At 36.3% G+C, this 25,447-nt stretch carries 5 protein-coding genes; 3 read left to right on the top strand and 2 right to left on the bottom strand.

From position 1 onward, the window contains the following. The first annotated feature begins 174 nt into the window (after positions 1–174). The 3 genes from ABXT66_RS05525 to ABXT66_RS05515 all read left to right on the top strand — a co-directional run bounded on the left by ABXT66_RS05525 (position 175) and on the right by ABXT66_RS05515 (position 24,006). The gene (locus tag ABXT66_RS05525; RefSeq protein WP_443644665.1) at positions 175–1,911 is read left to right on the top strand and encodes a ShlB/FhaC/HecB family hemolysin secretion/activation protein; all 1,737 of its coding nucleotides are present in this window, start codon (positions 175–177) and stop codon (positions 1,909–1,911) included. Further along, positions 1,911–23,153 carry a YDG domain-containing protein gene (locus ABXT66_RS05520; RefSeq protein ID WP_443644664.1) on the top strand — a complete coding sequence of 7,081 codons (21,243 nt, stop codon included), beginning with the start codon at positions 1,911–1,913 and terminating at the stop codon, positions 23,151–23,153. Before ABXT66_RS05525 ends, ABXT66_RS05520 begins: the two co-directional genes overlap by 1 nt. 79 nt (positions 23,154–23,232) lie before the next feature. Continuing rightward, positions 23,233–24,006, top strand: coding sequence for a cyclase family protein (locus tag ABXT66_RS05515; protein WP_443644663.1), 774 nt, complete (start codon positions 23,233–23,235; stop codon positions 24,004–24,006). Between the two features lie 3 nt (positions 24,007–24,009). On the opposite strand, the gene ABXT66_RS05510 is transcribed toward ABXT66_RS05515, so the two are convergent. Next, positions 24,010–24,240 (bottom strand): DUF2798 domain-containing protein, encoded by a 231-nt coding sequence (locus ABXT66_RS05510; RefSeq protein WP_443644662.1) that lies wholly within the window; start codon positions 24,238–24,240, stop codon positions 24,010–24,012. Positions 24,241–24,312: 72 nt separating this feature from the next. Beyond that, on the bottom strand, positions 24,313–25,413 hold the full coding sequence (locus tag ABXT66_RS05505; protein ID WP_443644661.1) for a hypothetical protein: 1,101 nt from the start codon (positions 25,411–25,413) through the stop codon (positions 24,313–24,315). Positions 25,414–25,447 lie beyond the last annotated feature (34 nt).

The raw sequence follows: 25,447 nt of genomic DNA, 5'->3' as shown, positions 1-25,447 counted from the left end.
AAATCCAATAAATTTTACGATTTTATGCTTCTTATCAGGGTGTTGGAGGGCAGTTAAACGACTTTCTTCCTTATAAAATTGTGGAGATTTTACTAGTGATACATTTAACAGACATTAATTATAGCTCCTCTTAATTTTATATTATTTAAATTTTAAAAAAATTTCGAGATAAGAATGTATATTAAAAAGACTATCCCATTACTATATACGGCAGTATTTGGTTTTATTTTAATAAATAAACCTATTTTTGCTGACACCGACGCAGGTTCTTTATTAAACCGTGAAGAAGAGATATATAAATTTAACAAAAATCCACAAAAAATTCCACAAATTGATAAGAATAAAAAAAGCCCTCCTGTTAGAAATTCAAAATCTCCGACTATATTTGTTAAAGACTTTATATTTAAGGGTTCAATAACTAAATTCAAAAAAGAAATATTTAGAGATTTACTAAAAAATTATACTAATAAGAAAAATACGTTTGAAGATTTAAAGTATGCTGCTTATTTAATACAAGAGCTTTACTCAGAAAAAGGTTTCTTTTTAGCTAAAGCTTTTTTACCAGAACAAGAGGTAAACAACCAAACTATAATTATCCAAATTAATGAAGGTAAATTAGATGAAAATAAACCTTATATTTTTAAAAAAAATAACGTTCGTTTATATGAAGATGTTATTTCGAGTTACCTTGATGACGCCTTAGGTGGAAACCTAACTTCTCAATCTTTAGAGCGTGGCCTATTAAATTTAAACGAATTACCGGGGTTAAATGTAACATCAACTATAACAACTGGCGAAGAGCAGGGAAGTTCTAAAATAATTGTCGACGTCATTGAAGATGATTTAGTAACCGGAATTTTGTCTTATGACAACTATGGTAATAGATATACTGGTAAAGAAAGAGCTAACGTAGTTATAGATATTAATAATCCATCAAAATTTGGTGATAAAATATCTTTTATTAAAACTATTAATAGTTCAACAAACTATGATTTTACAAAAATTTTATACGAATTTCCCATACAACAATCTGGATTAAGGGGAACTATATCCTATACAGACTTGGATTTTGAAATTGGTAAAGAAATAAGGACTAACCCTGTTTCTAAAGGAACTGCTTCAACAAGTAATATTGGTCTTGTTTATCCTATACAGAGGAGGCGTGAGAGTTCTATTTTATTCAGATCAAATATTGAAAGAAAAGACATATATAATGAAGCGTCTGGTTCTACAACTAATGACAAAATAATTGATAATTTTAATTTTGGTTTAACTTATAAAAAATCAAATAATTATGATTTAGGCGGCGTGTCTATTGTTTCTATTGATAAAAGTTTTGGAGATTTAGATCTATCAAAAGTATCGTCAGATTATAATAATGATCAAAGTGCAACAGGTACTAAAACTCACGGTTCATTTGATAAAACATTATTAAATTTTTATCATATTCAAAAGGTAAGCACGAATTTAAATCTTAAAACATTTGGATTAGCACAGTTATCGAATAAAAATCTAGACAGTTCAGAAAAACTATCACTTGGAGGGGTTTCTGGTGTCAGGGCTTATCCTTCTGGTGAGGCATCTGGTGATCAAGGTTATAAATTTACTGCTGAATTACAAACTAATTTATCTAGTTTAATTAATGTTGATGTTTTGGCCTCTGTTTTTTATGACTATGGAAAAATTCAACAATATAAAGATCCTTCAAATATCACCCTTACAACTCCTAATAAATATTCCTTATCAGGCTGGGGGGTTGCTTTTGATTTTTATCCTAGGTCAGACATTCTTATTAAAGCAGGTTGGTCACAGACCATTGGTAATAATGACGGTAAATCTAGTGCAGGAATGAACAGTGACGGTAAGGCTGACTCTTCCAGAGTCTGGCTTGTTCTTTCATATGAGTTTTAATGGTTAGGAAATTTCCTAAAATAATAAATAAGCTTTTATTTATTGGTATAATAACAATTCCCAGCATAGCATTTGCTGATGCAAATTTATTGCCACAAAATCCAAGTATAATAAATGGTAGTGCTGTAATTAGCAAAAATGATAAGACATTAACAATCCAACAAAATTCTGATAAATTAATTACAAATTGGTCATCTTTCAATATAGATAAAGATCACACAGTTAAATTTAATCAGCCACAATCAACGTCCTCGGCTTTAAATAGAGTACAAACAAACGACCCTACTTACATATATGGAAATTTAACAGCAAATGGAAATGTGATATTAATTAATCCTAACGGTGTCATATTTAAAGATGGATCGAAGGTTGATGTGGGTTCTATAATAGCATCATCTCTTAACATGAAAAATAATGATTTTTTAAATAATAAAATAATATTTGAAAAAGAATTTAGTGCAGGCTCAATTGAAAATAATGGAAAAATCTCTGCTTTTGAAGGTGGAGCTGTAGCTTTAATAGGTCAGCAAGTTACAAATAATGGTGAAATAACGACACCTAATGGGTCGGCGTCTCTTATCTCAGGTGAAAAAGTAACTCTTAGCTTAAATGGCAATAAACTTATAAATTATTCAGTTGATAGAGGTATTATCAATTCTTTAGTTGCAAATAATAACGCTATAAGAGTGAATAATGGCACGGTTATCTTGTCTGCCAAAGGGATTGATGAGGTTTCAAAAGCAGTAATTAATAATTCTGGATCAATAGTAGCTGATGGTATTTCACAAAAAGGTGGGAGAATTTTTCTTTCAGCTAGCAACGGAAAGATCATTAATTCAGGTTCTATTGCAGCTAACTCACAGTCTGATAAAGGTGGAAAAATCAGAGTAACTGGAGATGAAATTTTAATTCAATCAGGTTCTAAGTTATCTGCAAAGGGAAATACTAGTGGTGGAGTAATAGAAGTAGGTGGAAGCTGGCAAAATAATAATAAAGATGTATATCAAGCAACTACAACAATAGTTAATGAAGGGGCCTCTTTAGACGCTTCAGCTTATGATTTTGGTGATGGTGGTGAAATTGTTGTTTGGTCTAATATTCATGATTCAAATTCAAAAACAACAGTTAAAGGAACTTTAAAGGCAGATGGAGGAAAGATTAATGGAAATGGCGGTAAAATTGAAACTTCAGGACGTTCTCTTGATATAAACGATATAAAAATCTCAACGAAATCTAATATTGGTGAAGATGGTCAGTGGTTAATTGACCCGTATAACATAACAATTAGCAATGGAAGTAGTTCAGATATTAATGGCAGTTATACTGCCACGGGAAATAGTGCTGTAATTAATGTTGGAACATTAGAGACCGCACTTGCATCTAACAACATAACAGTTTTTACTGGTAATAGTGGTTCTCAAAATGGGGATATATATGTTCAAGACTCTATATCATCAAATAGTTCTAATGATTTAACTCTAGACTCTAACAGACATATTTATATTAATAGCAATATAACTAGATCTGGAACTGGTGGGTTAATTTTAGAGCCTGGATCAAGTAATGTTTACGGTTCTGGAACTATTAACTTAGCTTCAGGAAGCAGTATTTCAACTTCTTCTGGCGCAACTGTACGGCCAAATATAAATTTAAGTAGCTCAGGTAATGTTGATTTTACTGGTAGTGGAACCACAACTTATTCGGGATCAATATCTGGATCAGGAGATTTAAATAAAACTGGAAGCGGTACTGTTGTTTTAAGTGGATCTAATTCATATAGTGGATCAACTATTGTAAATGCTGGAACTTTAAGAATTGATAACTCTAGTTCTGTACCATCTAACCATTCTTTGACCTCAAATGGAGGAACTTATAACGTTAATAGCAATGTCACATTAGCTGGGTTATCAGGAAGTGGTGGAATATCAGTTTCATCTGGGAGAACTCTTACTGTAAATAATAGTTCTGGTGGTAGTTTTAGCGGTATTATCTCTGGTTCCGGAGGTTTTACAAAAGATGGCTCTCAATCTTTTACTTTTTTGAATGATAATACTTATACCGGAAGCACTACAATTTCTGGTGGTGAGTTAACTGCTAAGGGATTATTAGGAAACACTAATATTTCATTAGCTTCGGGCACTATTTTAGGATTTGACGCTGGCGACGACACAATTGGATCTATTTCAGGCTCTGGTTTGATTGATATTCCTTCAAGCATGACAATTACATCAAGTTTATCAAGTGGTTCAACAACATTTTCAGGAGATTTATCTGGTGATGGTAATTTTATTAAAGATGGAAATTATACCCTAACATTGTCAGGATCTAATTCTATAACTGGAACAAAAACAATTAATGCTGGTATATTAAGTATTAGTTCAGATAATAATTTAGGCGCAGTTCCAGGCACTGTTCAATCTAGTCATTTAACTTTTGGTGGTGGAACACTTCAAACGACAGCAGATTTTACTTTAAATGCCAATCGTGGGATTAATTTATCTGGAAATGGGGCAATTCATACAAATACTTCAACTCAACTTGATTATGGCGGGCTTATTCAAGGATCTGGAAATCTTACAAAAAGTGGCTCAGGCACTCTATTGTTGTCTACATCAAATAATTTTACAGGAAATTTAAATTTAGATGGTGGCACATTAAGTATAAGTGCTGTTGATCAGTTGGGAAGAACAACTGGTTCAAATACAATCACGTTTGATGGAGGAACTTTATTAGCCACTTCTGATTTCACGCTCGATACTAACAGAGGATTATTCCTCGATGGTAATGGAGGGTTTAATGTTGATTCTGGAGTTTTATTAGACTACGCAGGTGTTATATCTGGCTCAGGTGCATTAACTAAATCTGGTGCAGGAAATTTCCTAATTGATGGTGCTAGCACTTACTCAGGAGACACAGTTATTACAGATGGAACATTGCAGGTCACTGGCACTTTGGCAGATACAACTGATGTGTCTGTGGCTTCTGGAGCTATTTATGATGTTGATGCCACTGATACCATTCAATCCTTAACTGGAGCAGGAAATATCGAGCTTGCTAGCGGAATTACTTTAACAACTGGTGATTCTGGTAATGATACTGTTTCAGGAGTAATAAGTGGATCAGGTAACTTAGCCAAGGCTGGTTCTGGAACTCTGACTTTATCTGGAACAAATACGTTCTCTGGAGTAACGACAATTAGTGCTGGTAAGCTCAGCATTATTGCTGATAGTGGTTTAGGAGCGGCACCAGGTTCACCATCAGCAGGTCATTTAACATTAAATGGAGGAACTTTAGAATCTTCTGCTGATTTTACACTTAACTCAAATCGAGGCATTGCTCTTGGCGCAAGTAATGGGATAATAGACGTTAATTCTGGTGCTACTTTAACGTATGGCGGTATTATGGCCGGTTCAGGTACATTGACTAAAGTAGATTCAGGAACTTTAATTCTCTCAGGAGTAAACACTTACTCAGGATCAACAACAATTAGTGCAGGAACGATCAGTATTAGCGCTGACAGTGGATTAGGAGCAACTCCAGGTTCAGCTACTGCAGGACATTTAACCTTAAATGGTGGAACGTTACAATCTACTGCAGATTTTACACTTAACTCAAATCGAGGCATTGATCTTGGCGTAAGCCATGGAACGATAAATGTAGATGGATCTAGAACCTTAACCTATGGCGGTATCATTGCAGGATCAAATAATTTAACAAAGTCTGGGGATGGTACGTTGTTACTCTCAGGAGTAAATACTTACTCTGGAGATACAATAATTAGTGATGGAACCCTTCAAACAACAGGAACTTTGGCAGATACAACTGATGTGTCTGTGGCTTCTGGAGCTATTTATGATGTTGATGCCACTGATACCATTCAATCCTTAACTGGAGCAGGAAATATCGAGCTTGCTAGCGGAATTACTTTAACAACTGGTGATTCTGGTAATGATACTGTTTCAGGAGTAATAAGTGGATCAGGTAACTTAGCCAAGGCTGGCTCTGGTACCTTAACCTTATCTGGAACAAATACGTATTCTGGTACTACAACAATTAGTGCTGGTACATTAAATATATCAGGTCAAATTGGCTCAGGAACTTATGCAAGTAATATTTCAAATTCGGGTTTGCTAAATTATAGTTCTTCTTCGGATCAAACATTATCAGGAGTAATAAGTGGAACAGGAGCACTCACAAAATCAACTTCAAGTTCTAGTATATTAACTTTATCAGGTACTAATACATATTCAGGATCAACTACCATTTCCTCCGGCACAATAAGTGTGTCTTCTAGTGATAATTTAGGTGCAAATCCAGGAACTCTTGATGCAGATAATATTATTTTGGATGGTGGAACTCTAAAAGGTAATGCTTCATTTACTCTTGGTAGCAACAAAGGAATTAATTTAAATAGAGCGAGTACTATTCAAGTTACTGGTTCAAATATATTAACCTATGGCGGTATCATTGCAGGATCAAATAATCTAACTAAGTCTGGGGATGGTACGTTGTTACTTTCAGGAGTAAACACTTACTCTGGAGATACAACAATTAGTGATGGAACGTTTCAAACAACAGGAACTTTAGCAGATACAACAGATGTGTCTGTAGCTTCTGGTGCTGTTTATGATGTTGATACCACTGATACTATTCAATCCTTGAGTGGAGCAGGTAATATTCAGCTTGCAAGCGGAATTACGTTAACAACTGGTGATACTGGTAATGACACGATTTCTGGCGTAATTAGTGGTGCTGGTAATTTTACAAAAGCTGGTTCAGGAACTTTAACTCTATCAGGAACAAACACGTATTCTGGTACTACAACAATTAGTGCAGGAACGATAAGTATTAGCGCTGACAGTGGATTAGGAGCGGCTCCAGGTTCACCATCAGCAGGTCATTTAACATTAAATGGAGGAACTTTAGAATCTTCTGCTGATTTTACACTTAACTCAAATCGAGGCATTGCTCTTGGCGCAAGTAATGGGATAATAGACGTTAATTCTGGTACTACTTTAACGTATGGCGGTATTATGGCCGGTTCAGGTACATTGACTAAAGTAGATTCAGGAACTTTAATTCTCTCAGGAGTAAACACTTACTCAGGATCAACAACAATTAGTGCAGGAACGATCAGTATTAGCGCTGACAGTGGATTAGGAGCAACTCCAGGTTTAGCTACTGCAGGACATTTAACCTTAAATGGTGGAACGTTACAATCTACTGCAGATTTTACACTTGATGCCAACAGAGGGGTTGCATTGGGATCTAGTCATGGCACATTCAATGTTGATACTGGAACAACTTTGACTGTAGCTGGCGTTGTTGCAGGTTCTAATAATCTTATAAAGACAGGAGATGGTAGATTAATTCTCTCAGGAGTAAATACCTATTCAGGTAATACCACAATCAGTTCAGGAACCTTAGAAATTTCAGGTCTTTTAGGATCTGGAAACTACTCAGGTAATATAAGTAATTCAGGGACTTTTGAATATTCTTCTTCGTCAAATCAGTCTATATCTGGCGTTATTAGTGGAACTGGTGATATTGTCAAAGGTGGTACGGGTGAGCTTACTTTGTCTGGTAGTAACACATATTCTTTAATGACAATGAATGACGGTTTTATCATCATAAGCTCTGATAGTGGATTAGGTGTACCGCCTGGTTCTGCTACTCCAGGTCACTTAACTTTCAATGGTGGAACTCTTAGAACAACCGCTAGTTTTACACTAAATTCGAATAGAGGTATAAATCTAATTAATCAAGGTACAATCCTTACAGATCCAGGCACTACCTTAACTTATGGAGGTATAATAGCTGGATCTGGAAACTTTATTAAAGCTGGAGCTGGAACGCTTGTCTTAACAGGAAATAATACAAACAGTGGATTTGTAGGTCTGCAAGAAGGAGTTTTATCCGTTTCTTCAGCAGCTAATTTAGGGGCAATTCCAGGTTCTGTTGACAGTGATAATATCACAATGATTAATGGAACACTTCACGTTTCATCTACTTTTACTCTTAATAGTAATAAAGGAATTTTATTAGAATCTAGTTTTGGTTCAGCTGCTCCCGTTTTTGATATTGATTCAGGTCAAACACTTACAGTACCAGGTGTTATCAGCGGAAATGGTACTGCAAGTATAACTAAAAATGGTTCTGGTACATTAGAGTTAACTGGCATAAATACACATACTGCAACTACAGATATAAATGCAGGATCATTAAGTATCAATTCTGACAGCGCACTTGGTACTGCTCCTGGCTCAGCAACAGCGGGGCATCTTACAATAGATGCAAGCTTAATAACTACGACTGATTTTACCTTAAACCCCAACAGAGGTATTGCAATATCGTCGGGATATACAGCACATTTGAAACCCGCTTCTGGAACATCATTAACTTACGGAGGTATCATTGCTGGTGCCGGAAATATTAGAAATTGGTATGGAACCACAATTTTAGGTGGTGTTAATACTTACACTGGTACGACAACAGCTAGATCAGGCACGATTAGTATTAGTTCTGATAGAAATTTAGGAGCTGTTCCTGGTTCTGCAACAGCAGGTAAAATTGTTTTACATGGTGGAACATTAAAATCTACTGCCGACTTTACAATAGATTCTAATCGAGGAATTAGTCTAGGATCGCAACATGGAACAATTAATGTCGATAGTGGAACTTCTTTAGTTTATAATGGGATTGCTGCTGATGGTGGTAATTTAACAAAATCTGGGACTGGTACATTAGTATTTGGAGGTGGAAACACTTATACCGGTGACACTATAATAAGTGCAGGAACATTCCAGACAACTGGTACGTTATCAGATACGACAGATGTCTCAGTCAGTTCTGGGGCTGTTTATGATGTTGATGCCACAGACACCATTCAATCTTTAAGTGGGGCAGGTAATATCGAACTTGCAAGTGGGATTACATTAACAACAGGTGACGCAGGTGATGACACAATTTCTGGTGTAATAAGTGGCGATGGTAATTTTACAAAAGCAGGTTCAGGAATTTTAACTTTATCAGGAACAAACACCTACACCGGTGATACAACAATTAGTGCTGGAACCTTGCTAATAAGCGGAACATTAGCAGACACAACTGATGTTTTGGTAAGTTCTGGTGCTGTTCTTGATATTGATATTACAGATACCATTCAATCCTTAAGTGGGGCAGGTAACATCGAGCTTTCAAGTGGGACTTCGCTAACAACAGGTGACGCAGGTGATGACACAATTTCTGGTGTAATTAGTGGTGCTGGTAGTCTGGTAAAAATAGGTTCAGGCACTTTAACTTTATCAGGAATAAATACCTATGCTGGAACTACGACAATAAACTCTGGAACGATTATTATCAGTGCTGACAGTGGTTTAGGATCAGCACCTGGCTCTACTACAGCTGGCCATTTAACCTTAAATGGTGGAACATTACAATCTTCTGCAGATTTCACAATGAATGCTAACAGAGGGGTTGCTTTGGGCTCTAGTCATGGCACATTCAATGTTGATACTGGTACTACTTTGACTGTGGCTGGTATCATTGCAGGATCAAATAACCTTATAAAGTCAGCTAATGGAACATTAATCTTAAGTGGTATTAATACCTACAGTGGAACTACAACTATTAATGCTGGCACATTAAATATTTCTGGTCAGTTAGGTTCAGGTTCTTATTCAAATACAATCTCTAATTCAGGTACATTTGAAATTTCATCCTTGTCTAATCAAACAATATCGGGTGTTATTAGTAATTCTGGCAATCTTGTTAAATCAGGTTCTGGAACTTTAACTCTATCAGCAACAAATACTTTTACTGGAACAACAACAATTAATGGTGGTGTAGTCAGTATAAGTGCGGAATCTGGGTTAGGTGCAACTCCTGGATCTGCAGCTGCAGGTCACTTAACATTAAACGGAGGAACCTTAAGACTTACAACATCCTTTACATTAAACTCTAATAGAGGAATTGGTCTTGGCGCCAGTCATGGAACAATTGACTTAGATACTGGTTTAACCTTGACTTATGGTGGTATAGTTGCCGGATCAAATAATCTTACAAAATCAGGTTCAGGAACCTTATTGCTTTCTGGAGTAAATACTTACTCTGGGCAAACAATAATTAGTGTTGGAACATTTCAAGTTACAGGTACTTTAGCTGATACAAACGACGTGTCAGTAAGTTCTGGTGCAACATATGATGTTGATGCCACAGATACTATTCAGTCCTTAAGTGGAGCAGGTAACGTTCAGCTTGCAAGTGGGATTACGTTAACAACTGGTGATAGTGGAAACGATACATTTTCTGGTGTTATAAGTGGGGCTGGTAACATTGTTAAAGTTGGTTCTGGAACACTTACTCTGTCTGGGACAAACACTTATACCGGAACGACTACTATTTCTGTGGGAACCATTAGTATTGAGGCTGATAACGGCCTTGGAGCTGTTCCAGGATCTGTCACAGCAGGTCATTTAACATTAAATGGTGGAGCCTTACAATCTACTGCTGACTTTACACTTAATTCTAACAGAGGAGTTGCTTTAGGAGGAAGTAATGGAACATTCAATGTCGACGGGTCTACAACTTTAACATACGGCGGTATAATTGCAGGTTCTGGTTCATTTACTAAAATTGGAAATGGTCTATTAGTTCTTACTTCTCAACTAAGCACATTTTCTGGTGGAACAATTAATAATGCTGGTACATTAAAGTTGGCAGCAACTTCCGTTGGTAGCCTAGGAAGTGCAACAAGTGGTCCTATTGGCACAGGCTCTTTAACAAACAATGCTATATTAGATGTGGATGGTAATTTAATTCACAATACTAAAAATAACAATGGAACTATTATAAATAAACCAGTTCCTGTAACTAATTTTTCGAGTTCGTCATTAGCTGTAATTTACGGTGATACAGTAACTAATAATTTTACAACTGATACTAATGGTTCAAAGACCTTTTCAAGTTCTAACACAAGTTCTGCAACTATTAACTCTTCTAATGGAACAGTTGCTCTTGTTGAAGTAGGTAACACAACAATGAGTGTAGCTTTAGCTGAAACTAATGAATATGCTTCTGCAACTGATAGTTATACAATTACCATTAGTCCAAAAACATTAACCGCAACTGCCTCTGCATCGAACAAAGTTTATGATGGATTAACAACAGCGACAACAACTTTGACCTTTTCTGGTTTAGTTGGTTCTGAAACTTTAGGTCAAACTGTAGCATCAACTTTTTCAGATAAAAACGTAGAAACAGGGAAGACTGTTACTGTTAACTCGATAACTTTAGCAGATGGAAGTAATGGTGGCTTGGCTACTAACTATTCTATAAGCACAGGTCAAACTACGACAGCGAACATTACTGTTAAATCTTTAACAGTATCTGGTATCACAACTTCGAACAGGACGTATGACTCAACAACTTCAACTACTTTAGGCACAGGAACTGTCAGTTATGGTGGTTTAGTATCTGGGGATGATTTTGCAGGTAGTTACTCTGGTGTATTTACCAATGCTAATGTTGGCACTGGTAAGACAGTCAACATTACTTCAAGTTATAGTGGAGCAGACGTTAACAACTATACAGTAACTGATCAATCGACAACAACTGCAAACATCACAGCCAAAGCATTAACTGCAACAACTTCTGCATCGAATAAGGTTTATGACGGCTCTTCTGCAGCAACAGTTACACTATCTTTATCAGGATTTATTGGATCTGAAACAGTTACAAGTACAAACTCATCAACTTTTTCAGATAAAAACGTAGCAACAGGGAAGACTGTTACAGTTAATTCTATCACTTTAGCAAATGGAAGCAATGGTGGCTTAGCAGCCAACTATTCAATCAGCACAGGTCAAACTACAACAGCAAACATTACTGCTAAAGCATTAACCGCTAGTGCTTCTACATCAAATAAAGTTTATGATGGTACAAGTACAGCAACTACAGCACTAACCTTTTCTGGGTTAGTTGGTTCTGAAACCTTAGGTCAAACTGTAGCATCAACTTTTTCAGATAAAAATGTTGGAACAGGTAAAACTGTAACTGTAAATTCAATTACCCTTGCAGATGGAACAAATGGTGGATTAGCAGTAAACTATTCAATTAGTGCAGGACAAACAGCTACAGCCAACATCACAGCAAAACCTTTAACAGTCTCTGGCATCACAGCTTCTAACAAGATTTATGATTCAACAACGTCATCTACATTAGGCACAGGAACTGTCAGTTATGGTGGTTTAGTATCTGGGGATGATTTTGCAGGTAGTTACTCTGGTGTATTTACCAATGCTAATGTTGGCACTGGTAAGACAGTCAACATTACTTCAAGTTATAGTGGAGCAGACGTTAACAACTATACAGTAACTGATCAATCGACAACAACTGCAAACATCACAGCCAAAGCATTAACTGCAACAACTTCTGCATCGAATAAGGTTTATGACGGCTCTTCTGCAGCAACAGTCACACTATCTTTATCAGGATTTATTGGATCTGAAACAGTTACAAGTACAAACTCATCAACTTTTTCAGATAAAAACGTAGCAACAGGGAAGACTGTTACAGTTAATTCTATCACTTTAGCAAATGGAAGCAATGGTGGCTTAGCAGCCAACTATTCAATCAGCACAGGTCAAACTACAACAGCAAACATTACTGCTAAAGCATTAACCGCTAGTGCTTCTACATCAAATAAAGTTTATGATGGTACAAGTACAGCAACTACAGCACTAACCTTTTCTGGGTTAGTTGGTTCTGAAACCTTAGGTCAAACTGTAGCATCAACTTTTTCAGATAAAAATGTTGGAACAGGTAAAACTGTAACTGTAAATTCAATTACCCTTGCAGATGGAACAAATGGTGGATTAGCAGTAAACTATTCAATTAGTGCAGGACAAACAGCTACAGCCAACATCACAGCAAAACCTTTAACAGTCTCTGGCATCACAGCTTCTAACAAGATTTATGATTCAACAACGTCATCTACATTAGGCACAGGATCTGTAAGTTATGGAGGTTTAGTATCAGGGGATGATTTTGCAGGTAGTTATTCTGGAGTATTCTCTGATAAAAATGTAGGAACTGGTAAGACGGTTAATATTACCTCAAGTTATAGTGGATCAGATGTAAACAACTATAGCGTAACGGATCAGTCATCAACCACGGCTAATATTACAGCCAAAGCACTTACCGCATCTGCATCTGCATCAAACAAGGTGTATAATAGTTCTTCAGCAGCAACAGTTACATTATCTCTGTCAGGTTTTATAGGATCTGAAACAGTTACAAGTACAAACTCATCAACTTTTTCAGATAAAAACGTAGCAACAGGGAAGACTGTTACAGTTAATTCTATCACTTTAGCAAATGGAAGCAATGGTGGCTTAGCAGCCAACTACTCAATCAGCACAGGTCAGACTACAACTGCAAACATCACAGTGAAATCACTAACCGTATCTGGCATAACAGCCTCGAATATGACCTATAACGGTAATGCTGTTGCAACATTAAATACAGGATCAGTTGCTTATAGTGGGTTAGTTGATGGTGATACATTTAATGGAACTTACACTGGAGCATTCTCTGATAAGAACGTTGGAACTGGTAAGACGGTAACAATCACACCTTCATATAGTGGTGCAGATGTAAGTAATTACTCAATAACCAACCATGCTGATGTTACAGCCAATATCACTGCAAAGTCATTAACAGTATCTGGCGTAACAGCCTCAGATAAGACTTATGATGGAAGTGTTACAGCAACGATGAATAGTTCATCAGCGGTTTATAGCGGCTTTGTCAATGGAGATGATTTTGCAGCTAGTTATTCTGGAGTATTCTCTGATAAAAATGTAGGGTCTGGCAAGACAGTAACCATAACTTCTAGTTATGCTGGAGCTGATGTTAGCAACTATAATATAACTGATCAGACATCAACAACTGCAGACATAAATGCAAAAATATTACTACTTTCAACTTTTTCTGCATCTGATAAAGCATATGATGGTAATAATAGTCCATCAATAACTTCTGCAGTATCAGGATTTGTTGGGTCAGAAACTGTAAATCATAGTATAACAGCAACTTTTGATAATAAGGATGTTGGATCTAACAAAGTTGTAACAGCTAACTCAATTACTTTGGCAGATGGTACGAATGGTGGATTAGCAACCAACTATTCAATCAACACAAGTCAAACCACAACCGCAAACATTACAGCAAAAACTTTAACTGGAACTGCCTCTGCATCAAATAAGACTTACGACGGATTAACAACAGCGACAACAACTCTAACTTTTTCAGGATTAATTGGTTCTGAATCATTAGATCAAACTATATTGTCAACTTTTAATAATAAAAATGTTGGAACTGCGAAGACAGTGACCGTTAATTCAATAGCTCTAGCAGATGGAACAAACGGTGGTTTAGCAGGAAATTACTCCATAAGTCCTGGGCAAACAACGACAGCAAACATTACAGCCAAATCATTGACAGTATCTGGTATTACTGCCTCAAGTAAGATTTATGATGGAAGTACTAGTGCTACTTTAACCGGAACAGCTGTTTATAGCGGATTAGTTAATGGTGATATATTTACAGGCAGTTACACTGGAGCATTCTCTGATAAAAATGTAGGTACTGGTAAGACAGTCAATATAACCCCAAGTTATAGTGGAGCAGATGTTAACAACTATTCAGTTACCGATCAATCATCTACAACTGCAGATATATCTGCAAAGGCATTAACAGCAACAGCCTCTGCATCTAACAAGACATATGATGGAGGAACAACAGCTTCAACAACATTAACCTTTACTGGTTTAGTTGGTTCAGAGACATTAGGTCAAACTGTGGGATCAACTTTTGATAATAAGAATGTTGGATCTAATAAGACAGTAACAGTTAATTCAATCACCTTGGCAGATGGCAGCGGCTTAGCAGCCAACTACTCAATCAGTGCAGGACAGACAACTACTGCTGATATCACTGCAAAGTCTTTAACAGTATCTGGCATAACAGCTTCAAACAGGACCTATGATGGAAGTACGAACGTTACTTTAACCGGAACAGCTGTTTATAGTGGGTTAGTTGATGGTGATACATTTGACGGAACTTACATAGGAGCATTCTCTGATAAAAATGTAGGAACTGGTAAGACGGTTAATATTACTTCAAGTTATAGTGGATCAGATGTAAACAACTACAGTGTAACGGATCAATCCACAACAACTGCAAACATTACAGCCAAATCATTGACAGTATCTGGTATTACTGCCTCAGATAAGACCTATGACGGAAGTACTAGTGCTACTTTAACCGGAACAGCTGTTTATAGCGGCCTAGTAGCTGGAGACACGTTTGATGGATCTTATACAGGAGTGTTTAGTAATGCGAATGTAGCCAGTGGTAAGACAGTAAATATTACTTCAACTTATAGTGGAGCAGATGTAAACAACTATAGTGTAACGGATCAATCCACAACAACCGCAAGTATCACACAGAAAGCATTAACAGCGACAGCTTCTGCATCTAATAAAACCTATAACGCAACTAATTCTGCTTCCGTTACTCTGACTTTGTCAGGTCTAATAGGCTCAGAGACATTAGGTCAAACTGTGGGATCAACTTTTGATAATAAGAATGTTGGATCTAATAAGACAGTAACAGTTAATTCAATCACCTTGGCTGATGGAAGTGGTTTAGCGGCCAACTATTCAATCAGTGCAGGTCAGACTACAACTGCTAATATTACTCCAAAGGCACTAACAGTATCTGGCATAACAGCCTCTAATAAGATCTATGATGGTAACACCGTTGCAACACTAAGTTCATCAAATGTAACATATAGTGGAATTGTATTTGGGGACTCTTTTGCAGGTAGTTTTAGTGGTTCGTTTTCTGATAAGCATATTGGCACAGGAAAGACGGTAACAATTACATCTTCTTATAGTGGATCAGATGTAAGTAACTACACAATTACTGATCAATCAAGTGCCACAGCAAATATAACTTCAAGACCTTTAGGTGTTACTGGCATAACAGTTTTTGGATTGACAGTTAATAACAAAGAATATGATGGAACGGTAACAGCTCCACTTAAAACAGATAATATATCGTATAGTGGTTTAGTTGATGGAGATGATTTTACAGGTAGTTACTCTGGAGTATTCGCTGATGCGAATGTTGGTAATGGTAAGGCAGTTACGATAACGTCTACTTATAGCGGTGCAGATGCTGGAAACTATACAGTTACAGATCAATCCACAACAACTGGAAACATTGTACCAAAAGCATTAACTGCAACTGCTTCTGCATCTAATAAAACGTATAATGCAACAAATTCTGCTTCTGTTACTTTAACTTTATCAGGTCTCGTTGGTTCAGAGACATTAGGTCAAACTGTGGGATCAACTTTTGATAATAAGAATGTTGGATCTAATAAGACAGTAACAGTTAATTCAATCACCTTGGCAGATGGCAGCGGCTTAGCAGCCAACTACTCAATCAGTGCAGGACAGACAACTACTGCTGATATCACTGCAAAGTCTTTAACAGTATCTGGCATAACAGCTTCAAACAGGACCTATGATGGAAGTACGAACGTTACTTTAACCGGAACAGCTGTTTATAGTGGGTTAGTTGATGGTGATACATTTGACGGAACTTACATAGGAGCATTCTCTGATAAAAATGTAGGAACTGGTAAGACGGTTAATATTACTTCAAGTTATAGTGGATCAGATGTAAGCAATTATAGCGTAACGGATCAGTCATCAACGACAGCAAACATTACAGCCAAATCATTGACGGTATCTGGTATTACTGCCTCAGACAAGACCTATGATGGAAGTACTAGTGCTACTTTAACCGGAACAGCTGTTTATAGCGGATTAGTTAATGGTGATATATTTACAGGCAGTTACACTGGAGCATTCTCTGATAAAAATGTAGGTACTGGTAAAACAGTCAATATAACCCCAAGTTATAGTGGAGCAGATGTTAACAACTATTCAGTTACCGATCAATCATCTACAACTGCAGATATATCTGCAAAGGCATTAACAGCAACAGCCTCTGCATCTAACAAGACATATGATGGAGGAACAACAGCTTCAACAACATTAACCTTTACTGGTTTAGTTGGCTCAGAGACATTAGGTCAAACTGTGGGATCAACTTTTGATAATAAGAATGTTGGATCAAATAAGACAGTAACAGTTAATTCGATTACATTAGCAGATGGAAGCAATGGGGGCTTAGCGGCTAACTATTCAATCAGTGCAGGCCAGACAACTACTGCGCATATATCACCAAAATCATTGACAGTATCTGGAAATACAGCATCTAATAAAGTTTATGATAGTAATTCTTCAGCAACAGTTTCAGTTACACTATCAGGATTTGTAGGTTCTGAGGCTCTAGCTTATACAAATTCATCATCTTTCAATAATAAGAATGTTGGAACAGGAAAAACTGTCACGGTTGACTCAATTACTTTAGCGGATGGTAATAATGGTGGTTTGGCATCCAATTATTCAATTACTCCTGGTCAAACAACAACAGCAAATATTACAGCGAAGTCATTAATAATATCTGGAATAATAGCTGCAAGTAAGACTTATAATGGGAGCACAAGTGCTACTTTAGATACATCAGCTATTTTATATAGTGGTCTTATACCTGGAGACATATTTGATAGGTCTTATACAGGAGCTTTCAGTAATGCCAACGTTGGAACTGGCAAGACGGTCACAATTACATCTTCTTACACAGGAGCAGACGTTAGTAATTACAGTATAACTAACCAGACATCAACAACTGCAGATATATCTGCCAAAGCATTAATAGCAACTGCTTCTGCATCTAATAAAACATATAATGCAACAAATTCTGCTTCTGTTACTCTAACTTTATCAGGTCTCGTTGGATCAGAAACGTTAGGATCAACAAACACATCTACATTTAATAATAAGAATGTTGGCACAGGCAAGACTGTTACTGTGAATTCAATTACCTTGGCAGATGGAAGTGGCTTAGCAGCTAACTACTCAATCAGTTCAGGGCAGACTACAACTGCTAATATAATAGCGAAGTCATTAACCGTATCTGGCATAACAGCCTCTAATAAGACCTATGATGGAAGTACGAGTGTTACTTTAACAGGCACAGCTGTTTATAGTGGTTTAGTTAGTGGTGATACATTTAATGGAACTTACACAGGAGCGTTTTCTGACAAAAACGCTGGTGTTGGAAAGACAGTAACAATTACATCTTCTTATAGTGGTGCAGATGTAAGCAATTATAGCGTAACGGATCAGTCATCAACTACAGCTAACATTACAGCCAAATCATTGACGGTATCTGGTATTACTGCCTCAGATAAGACCTATGACGGAATTACTAGTGCTACTTTAACCGGAACAGCTGTTTATAGCGGCCTAGTAGCTGGAGACACGTTTAATGGAACTTATACAGGAGTGTTTAGTAATGCGAATGTAGGGTCTGGTAAGACAGTAACCATAACTCCTAGTTATGCTGGAGCAGATGTTAACAACTATTCAGTTACCGATCAATCCACAACAACAGCAGATATATCTGCAAAAGCATTAACAGCAACTGCTTCTGCATCTAACAAGACATATGATGGAGGAACAACAGCTTCAACAACATTAACCTTTACTGGTTTAGTTGGCTCAGAGACATTAGGTCAAACTGTGGGATCAACTTTTGATAATAAGAATGTTGGATCTAATAAGACAGTAACAGTTAATTCAATCACCTTGGCAGATGGCAGCGGCTTAGCAACCAACTACTCAATCAGTGCAGGACAGACAACTACTGCTGATATCACTGCAAAGTCTTTAACAGTATCTGGCATAACAGCTTCAAACAGGACCTATGATGGAAGTACGAACGTTACTTTAACCGGAACAGCTGTTTATAGTGGTTTAGTTAGTGGTGATACATTTAATGGAACTTACACAGGAGCGTTTTCTGACAAAAACGCTGGTGTTGGAAAGACAGTAACAATTACATCTTCTTATAGTGGTGCAGATGTAAGCAATTATAGCGTAACGGATCAGTCATCAACGACAGCAAACATTACAGCCAAATCATTGACGGTATCTGGTATTACTGCCTCAGACAAGACCTATGATGGAAGTACTAGTGCTACTTTAACCGGAACAGCTGTTTATAGCGGATTAGTTAATGGTGATATATTTACAGGCAGTTACACTGGAGCATTCTCTGATAAAAATGTAGGTACTGGTAAGACAGTCAATATAACCCCAAGTTATAGTGGAGCAGATGTTAACAACTATTCAGTTACCGATCAATCATCTACAACTGCAGATATATCTGCAAAGGCATTAACAGCAACAGCCTCTGCATCTAACAAGACATATGATGGAGGAACAACAGCTTCAACAACATTAACCTTTACTGGTTTAGTTGGCTCAGAGACATTAGGTCAAACTGTGGGATCAACTTTTGATAATAAGAATGTTGGATCTAATAAGACAGTAACAGTTAATTCAATCACCTTGGCTGATGGAAGTGGTTTAGCGGCCAACTATTCAATCAGTGCAGGTCAGACTACAACTGCTAATATTACTCCAAAGGCACTAACAGTATCTGGCATAACAGCCTCTAATAAGATCTATGATGGTAACACCGTTGCAACACTAAGTTCATCAAATGTAACATATAGTGGAATTGTATTTGGGGACTCTTTTGCAGGTAGTTTTAGTGGTTCATTTTCTGATAAGCATATTGGCACAGGAAAGACGGTAACAATTACATCTTCTTATAGTGGATCAGATGTAAGTAACTACACAATTACTGATCAATCAAGTGCCACAGCAAATATAACTTCAAGACCTTTAGGTGTTACTGGCATAACAGTTTTTGGATTGACAGTTAATAACAAAGAATATGATGGAACGGTAACAGCTCCACTTAAAACAGATAATATATCGTATAGTGGTTTAGTTGATGGAGATGATTTTACAGGTAGTTACTCTGGAGTATTCGCTGATGCGAATGTTGGTAATGGTAAGGCAGTTACGATAACGTCTACTTATAGCGGTGCAGATGCTGGAAACTATACAGTTACAGATCAATCCACAACAACTGGAAACATTGTACCAAAAGCATTAACTGCAACTGCTTCTGCATCTAATAAAACGTATAATGCAACAAATTCTGCTTCTGTTACTTTAACTTTATCAGGTCTCGTTGGTTCAGAGACATTAGGTCAAACTGTGGGATCAACTTTTGATAATAAGAATGTTGGATCTAATAAGACAGTAACAGTTAATTCAATCACCTTGGCAGATGGCAGCGGCTTAGCAGCCAACTACTCAATCAGTGCAGGACAGACAACTACTGCTGATATCACTGCAAAGTCTTTAACAGTATCTGGCATAACAGCTTCAAACAGGACCTATGATGGAAGTACGAACGTTACTTTAACCGGAACAGCTGTTTATAGTGGGTTAGTTGATGGTGATACATTTGACGGAACTTACATAGGAGCATTCTCTGATAAAAATGTAGGAACTGGTAAGACGGTTAATATTACTTCAAGTTATAGTGGATCAGATGTAAACAACTACAGTGTAACGGATCAATCCACAACAACTGCAAACATTACAGCCAAATCATTGACGGTATCTGGTATTGCTGCATCAGACAAGACCTATGATGGCAGCGTTACAGCAACAATGAATGGTAATTCAGCTGTTTATAGCGGCCTAGTAGCTGGAGACACGTTTGATGGATCTTATACAGGAGTGTTTAGTAATGCGAATGTAGCCAGTGGTAAGACAGTAAATATTACTTCAACTTATAGTGGAGCAGATGTAAACAACTATAGTGTAACGGATCAATCCACAACAACCGCAAGTATCACACAGAAAGCATTAACAGCGACAGCTTCTGCATCTAATAAAACCTATAACGCAACTAATTCTGCTTCCGTTACTCTGACTTTGTCAGGTCTAATAGGCTCAGAGACATTAGGTCAAACTGTGGGATCAACTTTTGATAATAAGAATGTTGGATCTAATAAGACAGTAACAGTTAATTCAATCACCTTGGCTGATGGAAGTGGTTTAGCGGCCAACTATTTAATCAGCACAGGTCAGACTACAACTGCAAACATCACAGTGAAATCACTAACCGTATCTGGCATAACAGCCTCGAATATGACCTATAACGGTAATGCTGTTGCAACATTAAATACAGGATCAGTTGCTTATAGTGGGTTAGTTGATGGTGATACATTTAATGGAACTTACACTGGAGCATTCTCTGATAAGAACGTTGGAACTGGTAAGACGGTAACAATCACACCTTCATATAGTGGTGCAGATGTAAGTAATTACTCAATAACCAACCATGCTGATGTTACAGCCAATATCACTGCAAAGTCATTAACAGTATCTGGCGTAACAGCCTCAGATAAGACTTATGATGGAAGTGTTACAGCAACGATGAATAGTTCATCAGCGGTTTATAGCGGCTTTGTCAATGGAGATGATTTTGCAGCTAGTTATTCTGGAGTATTCTCTGATAAAAATGTAGGGTCTGGCAAGACAGTAACCATAACTTCTAGTTATGCTGGAGCTGATGTTAGCAACTATAATATAACTGATCAGACATCAACAACTGCTAATATATCTGCCAAAGTATTAACTGCAACAGCATCTGCGTCGAATAAGGTTTATGATGGCTCATCAGCAGCAACATCAACTCTAACTTTATCAGGATTTGTTGGGTCAGAAACAGTTACAAGTACAAACTCATCAACATTTAATAATAAAAATGCTGGTACAGGAAAGACTGTTACTGTCAATTCAATCACCTTAGTTGATGGCGCTAATGGTGGTTTAGCATCAAATTACTCGATCAACACAGGTCAGACAACAACAGCTAACGTTAATGCTAAAGCTTTAACTGTATCTGGTATCACAGCATCTAATAAAGTTTATGATAGCACAACAAATGCGACAACAGTCTTGTCTTTTTCAGGATTAATTGGATCAGAAACAATAAATAATACTAACTCTTCAACTTTTGATAATAAGAATATTGGTACTGGTAAAACTGTGACAGTTAATTCAATTACTCTAGTTGATGGTAGTAATGGGGGACTTGCATCCAACTATTCAATCAGTTCAGGTCAGACAACAATTGCTAACGTTTCAGCAAGACCTTTAACTGTATCTAATATTTCAGCTTCTAATAAATCTTTTGATGGCACTACAGCAGTAACTTTAGATACATCCAATGTAAGTTATAATGGACTTGTTTCAGGAGATGATTTTTCTGGAAGTTTTTCAGGAGTGTTTGCAAATGAAAATATTGGAACTGGAAGGATCGTAAATATTACATCCAATTATAGCGGAGACGATATTGGAAATTATAGTATTACAAACCAAAACACACATTTTGCTAATATTACAATTGGGAACCCCACAATTAGTGGCTTAAGTAATCAGACCAAAAGTTTTACAACTTCGTCTTATACACTCACAGGGACGTCAAGTATTTCAGGGTTACCGATTGTATATTCTTCTAGTGATAGTTCAATTGCAACAGTCAATTCTACTACTGGAGAAGTAACATTTGTAAATTCTGGAACAGTTACTATCTCTGCAAATATTGTTTCAACGTTAAATTATAATTCTACAACTTCATCTTACTTATTAGAAATAAATTTAAATACTACTAACTTCAATTCAGAAAGTTCTTCATCAATTGTAAAGCAGGTATCAGTTTTACAGACCCGCGCTTCATCCTCAGAGAATTTTAATTTAAGAACATTTGTTAAACAGAATGATGCAAACATTAGTGCTAAAATTGTTGTAGTTAAAGATGATTTAAATGCTAACGTTGATTCCCTTTACACTGAAGAAAGTGGTGATGGTAAATTATCAACAGATTTTATAGATGAAGAAGAAAAAGAAAAATTTGATAAACCTGGAGATATAATTAAAGAAAAGACTATTATCTTAAAATTGTCAGATACTGAATCATATAATTATAAACTAGAATTCAGACAAAAAGGTCTTGTAATTAAGCCATTAGATACAAATTCTAGTTACTTTGCTAACTTGAACAAAAATGTTGTTATAAAATCTGCAATAACTGAAATTAAAAATATAGCTGGATATATAAAATCCCAAATCAGAACTATAATTTTTGATCTAGCAAATAAATTTTAAATAACCATAATATCAAAATAAAAACTTTTTATAGTTTAAATACATAACATCTATAATAAAATTTTATTAGGAGATAAATATGCCTAGAAAATTCATAGACTTGTCAGTAAGTTTACAAGAAGGTATTAAGTCAGATCCTGATTTTATGTTACCTAAAATTAATTATCACCATCATAATGAAACAGCTGAAGAGATGATTAGCTTTTTTCCTGGTTTAAAAAAAGAAGATCTACCAGGAGGTGAAGGGTGGGCGATGGAAACTATCACCGTTAGCACGCATAATGGCACACATATGGACGCGCCTTATCATTATCATTCAACTATGGATAATGGAACAAGAGCTATTACAATAGATGAAGTTCCTCTTGAGTGGTGTTTTAGTGATGGAGTTAAACTTGATTTACGATCTTATGATGATGGTTATGTTTTAACTGAAAGTGACATAAAGTCAGAATTAAAGAAGATCAATTATAAATTAAAACCTTTAGATATTGTTTTTGTTAATACATCTGCTGGTGAATGTTATGGACAAGATGATTTTTTATCTAAAGGTTGTGGTATTGGAAGGGAAGCAACAATATTTTTACTTGATCAAGGTGTAAGGGTTACCGGAACGGATGCATGGAGCTGGGACGCTCCTTTTATTCATACTGCTGAAAAATATAAGTTATCTAAGGATCCATCAATAATTTGGGAAGGTCATAGGGCTGGTATGGTTAAAGGTTACTCTCACATTGAAAAATTAACTAACTTGGATAAGTTACCTAATGCAGGTTTTACTGTATCTGCATTCCCATTTAAGATTAAAAAAGGATCTGCAGGTTTTGTAAGGGTTGTAGCAATTATAGAATAATTATTAGTAAATTAGATTAGCTATCTTAGCTGTTATCTTTGTGGCTACAGGCCTAACTAATAATATAGTAGGAAATGCAACTAAAGCAGCATAAAACCAATTAAGAGGCCAAACTTCAAAGAATAAAGCGGTGTTAGAAAGAGCCATATAGGTAACTAAAGCACTAATAAACATTGTTATTAAAATACCAGATATTAGAGCTGTTAAATAAAGAGTAAAAGTTTCTTTTTTCATTATCTTACCTTAAAAAAAAGACGATCACGTGAATGATCGTCTTTTAAAGTTTTAAAAATTAATTAAAAGTAATTAACCACCAATTTTATAACGTACAGGAAATTTATGACCAGTCTTTTCCATTTCGCTCATATATGCATTCATAAGAGCTGCACCGTCTATATCATAATCTTTTGAAATATCCTTAGCTCTTGAGTTAGGCCAGTCTTTAATTGTTTCTGCCCATATTTTTTGTTGGTCTAAAGGAAGATATGTTACAGCATCATTAATACCTTTTTTCTTACCTAATTTAACTAGGTCAGTTAAGCCTTTCTGATATCTTTGCTGACCATCTTTTACAGCAGCTTTTTCATAATTTTGAGCTTCTTCCATAATAATTTTAGCTACTTCAGGTGGTAATTTCTTAAGAGTATCTAAGTTAATGGTTGTTATAGTTTGAGCCATAGCGCCAAAACCAATAACTTTCCAATATGGTGCTTGCTCATAAAATTTGAAACCACCTGCATGTGCTGATGGGAATATAATTACTCCTTTAGCAACGCCTGTAGCTAAATCATTATACATTGTTGGAAGTGTAGAGGTAACTGGAATAGAACCAAATAGTGATACCCATGGTAAGTTAGGCCCAGCGGCAATAACTTTAACTCCTTTAAGTTCACTTGCTTTTTGCCATTGCTTGACAGTACCAAGTCCGTAGTCATCAAAACCTTGCATGGCGATAAATTTTTGATTGTACTTATCTTCAAGCATTTTTGTTAAATACGGAAACTGTTTAAGAATTTTATGTTTTACAGCCCAATTTGTTTCTAAGTTAGTTGTAGTGAAAGGAACAAAATAATCAAAGTTCCAAGGTAATAACTTAGCAGTTTCAAAACATACACAATATGAACCTATATCTAATAAACCTTTTTCTACAGCTTCTAATGTTTCGTGAACTTTAGCTATCTTACCTGCATAGGCCTCTATAATTCTAACTTTATGGTTAGTTTCAGCAGCCACTCTCTTTTTAATATTTGGTACCAATACTTTTTCCATATTGGTAACATATGCAGTCGGCTTAGAAGGGTGTCCAGACCCAACTCTTAAAGTAAATGTATCTGCAAAAGATGCTGATGCCATTATACCTGTTGCTATAATACTTAATGGTATAGCTTTTTTAAAATACCTAATCATAATTTCCTCCTTAGGCAGTGTTAAGTTTAGTATT

The sequence above is a fragment of the Candidatus Levibacter sp. Uisw_134_01 genome, from assembly GCF_047717795.1.
In the GTDB taxonomy this organism is placed as follows: Bacteria; Pseudomonadota; Alphaproteobacteria; order Puniceispirillales; family Marisalimonadaceae; genus Marisalimonas.
Note: the sequence above shows the minus strand (reverse complement) of the source record. Positions and strands in the feature narration are given on the sequence as shown.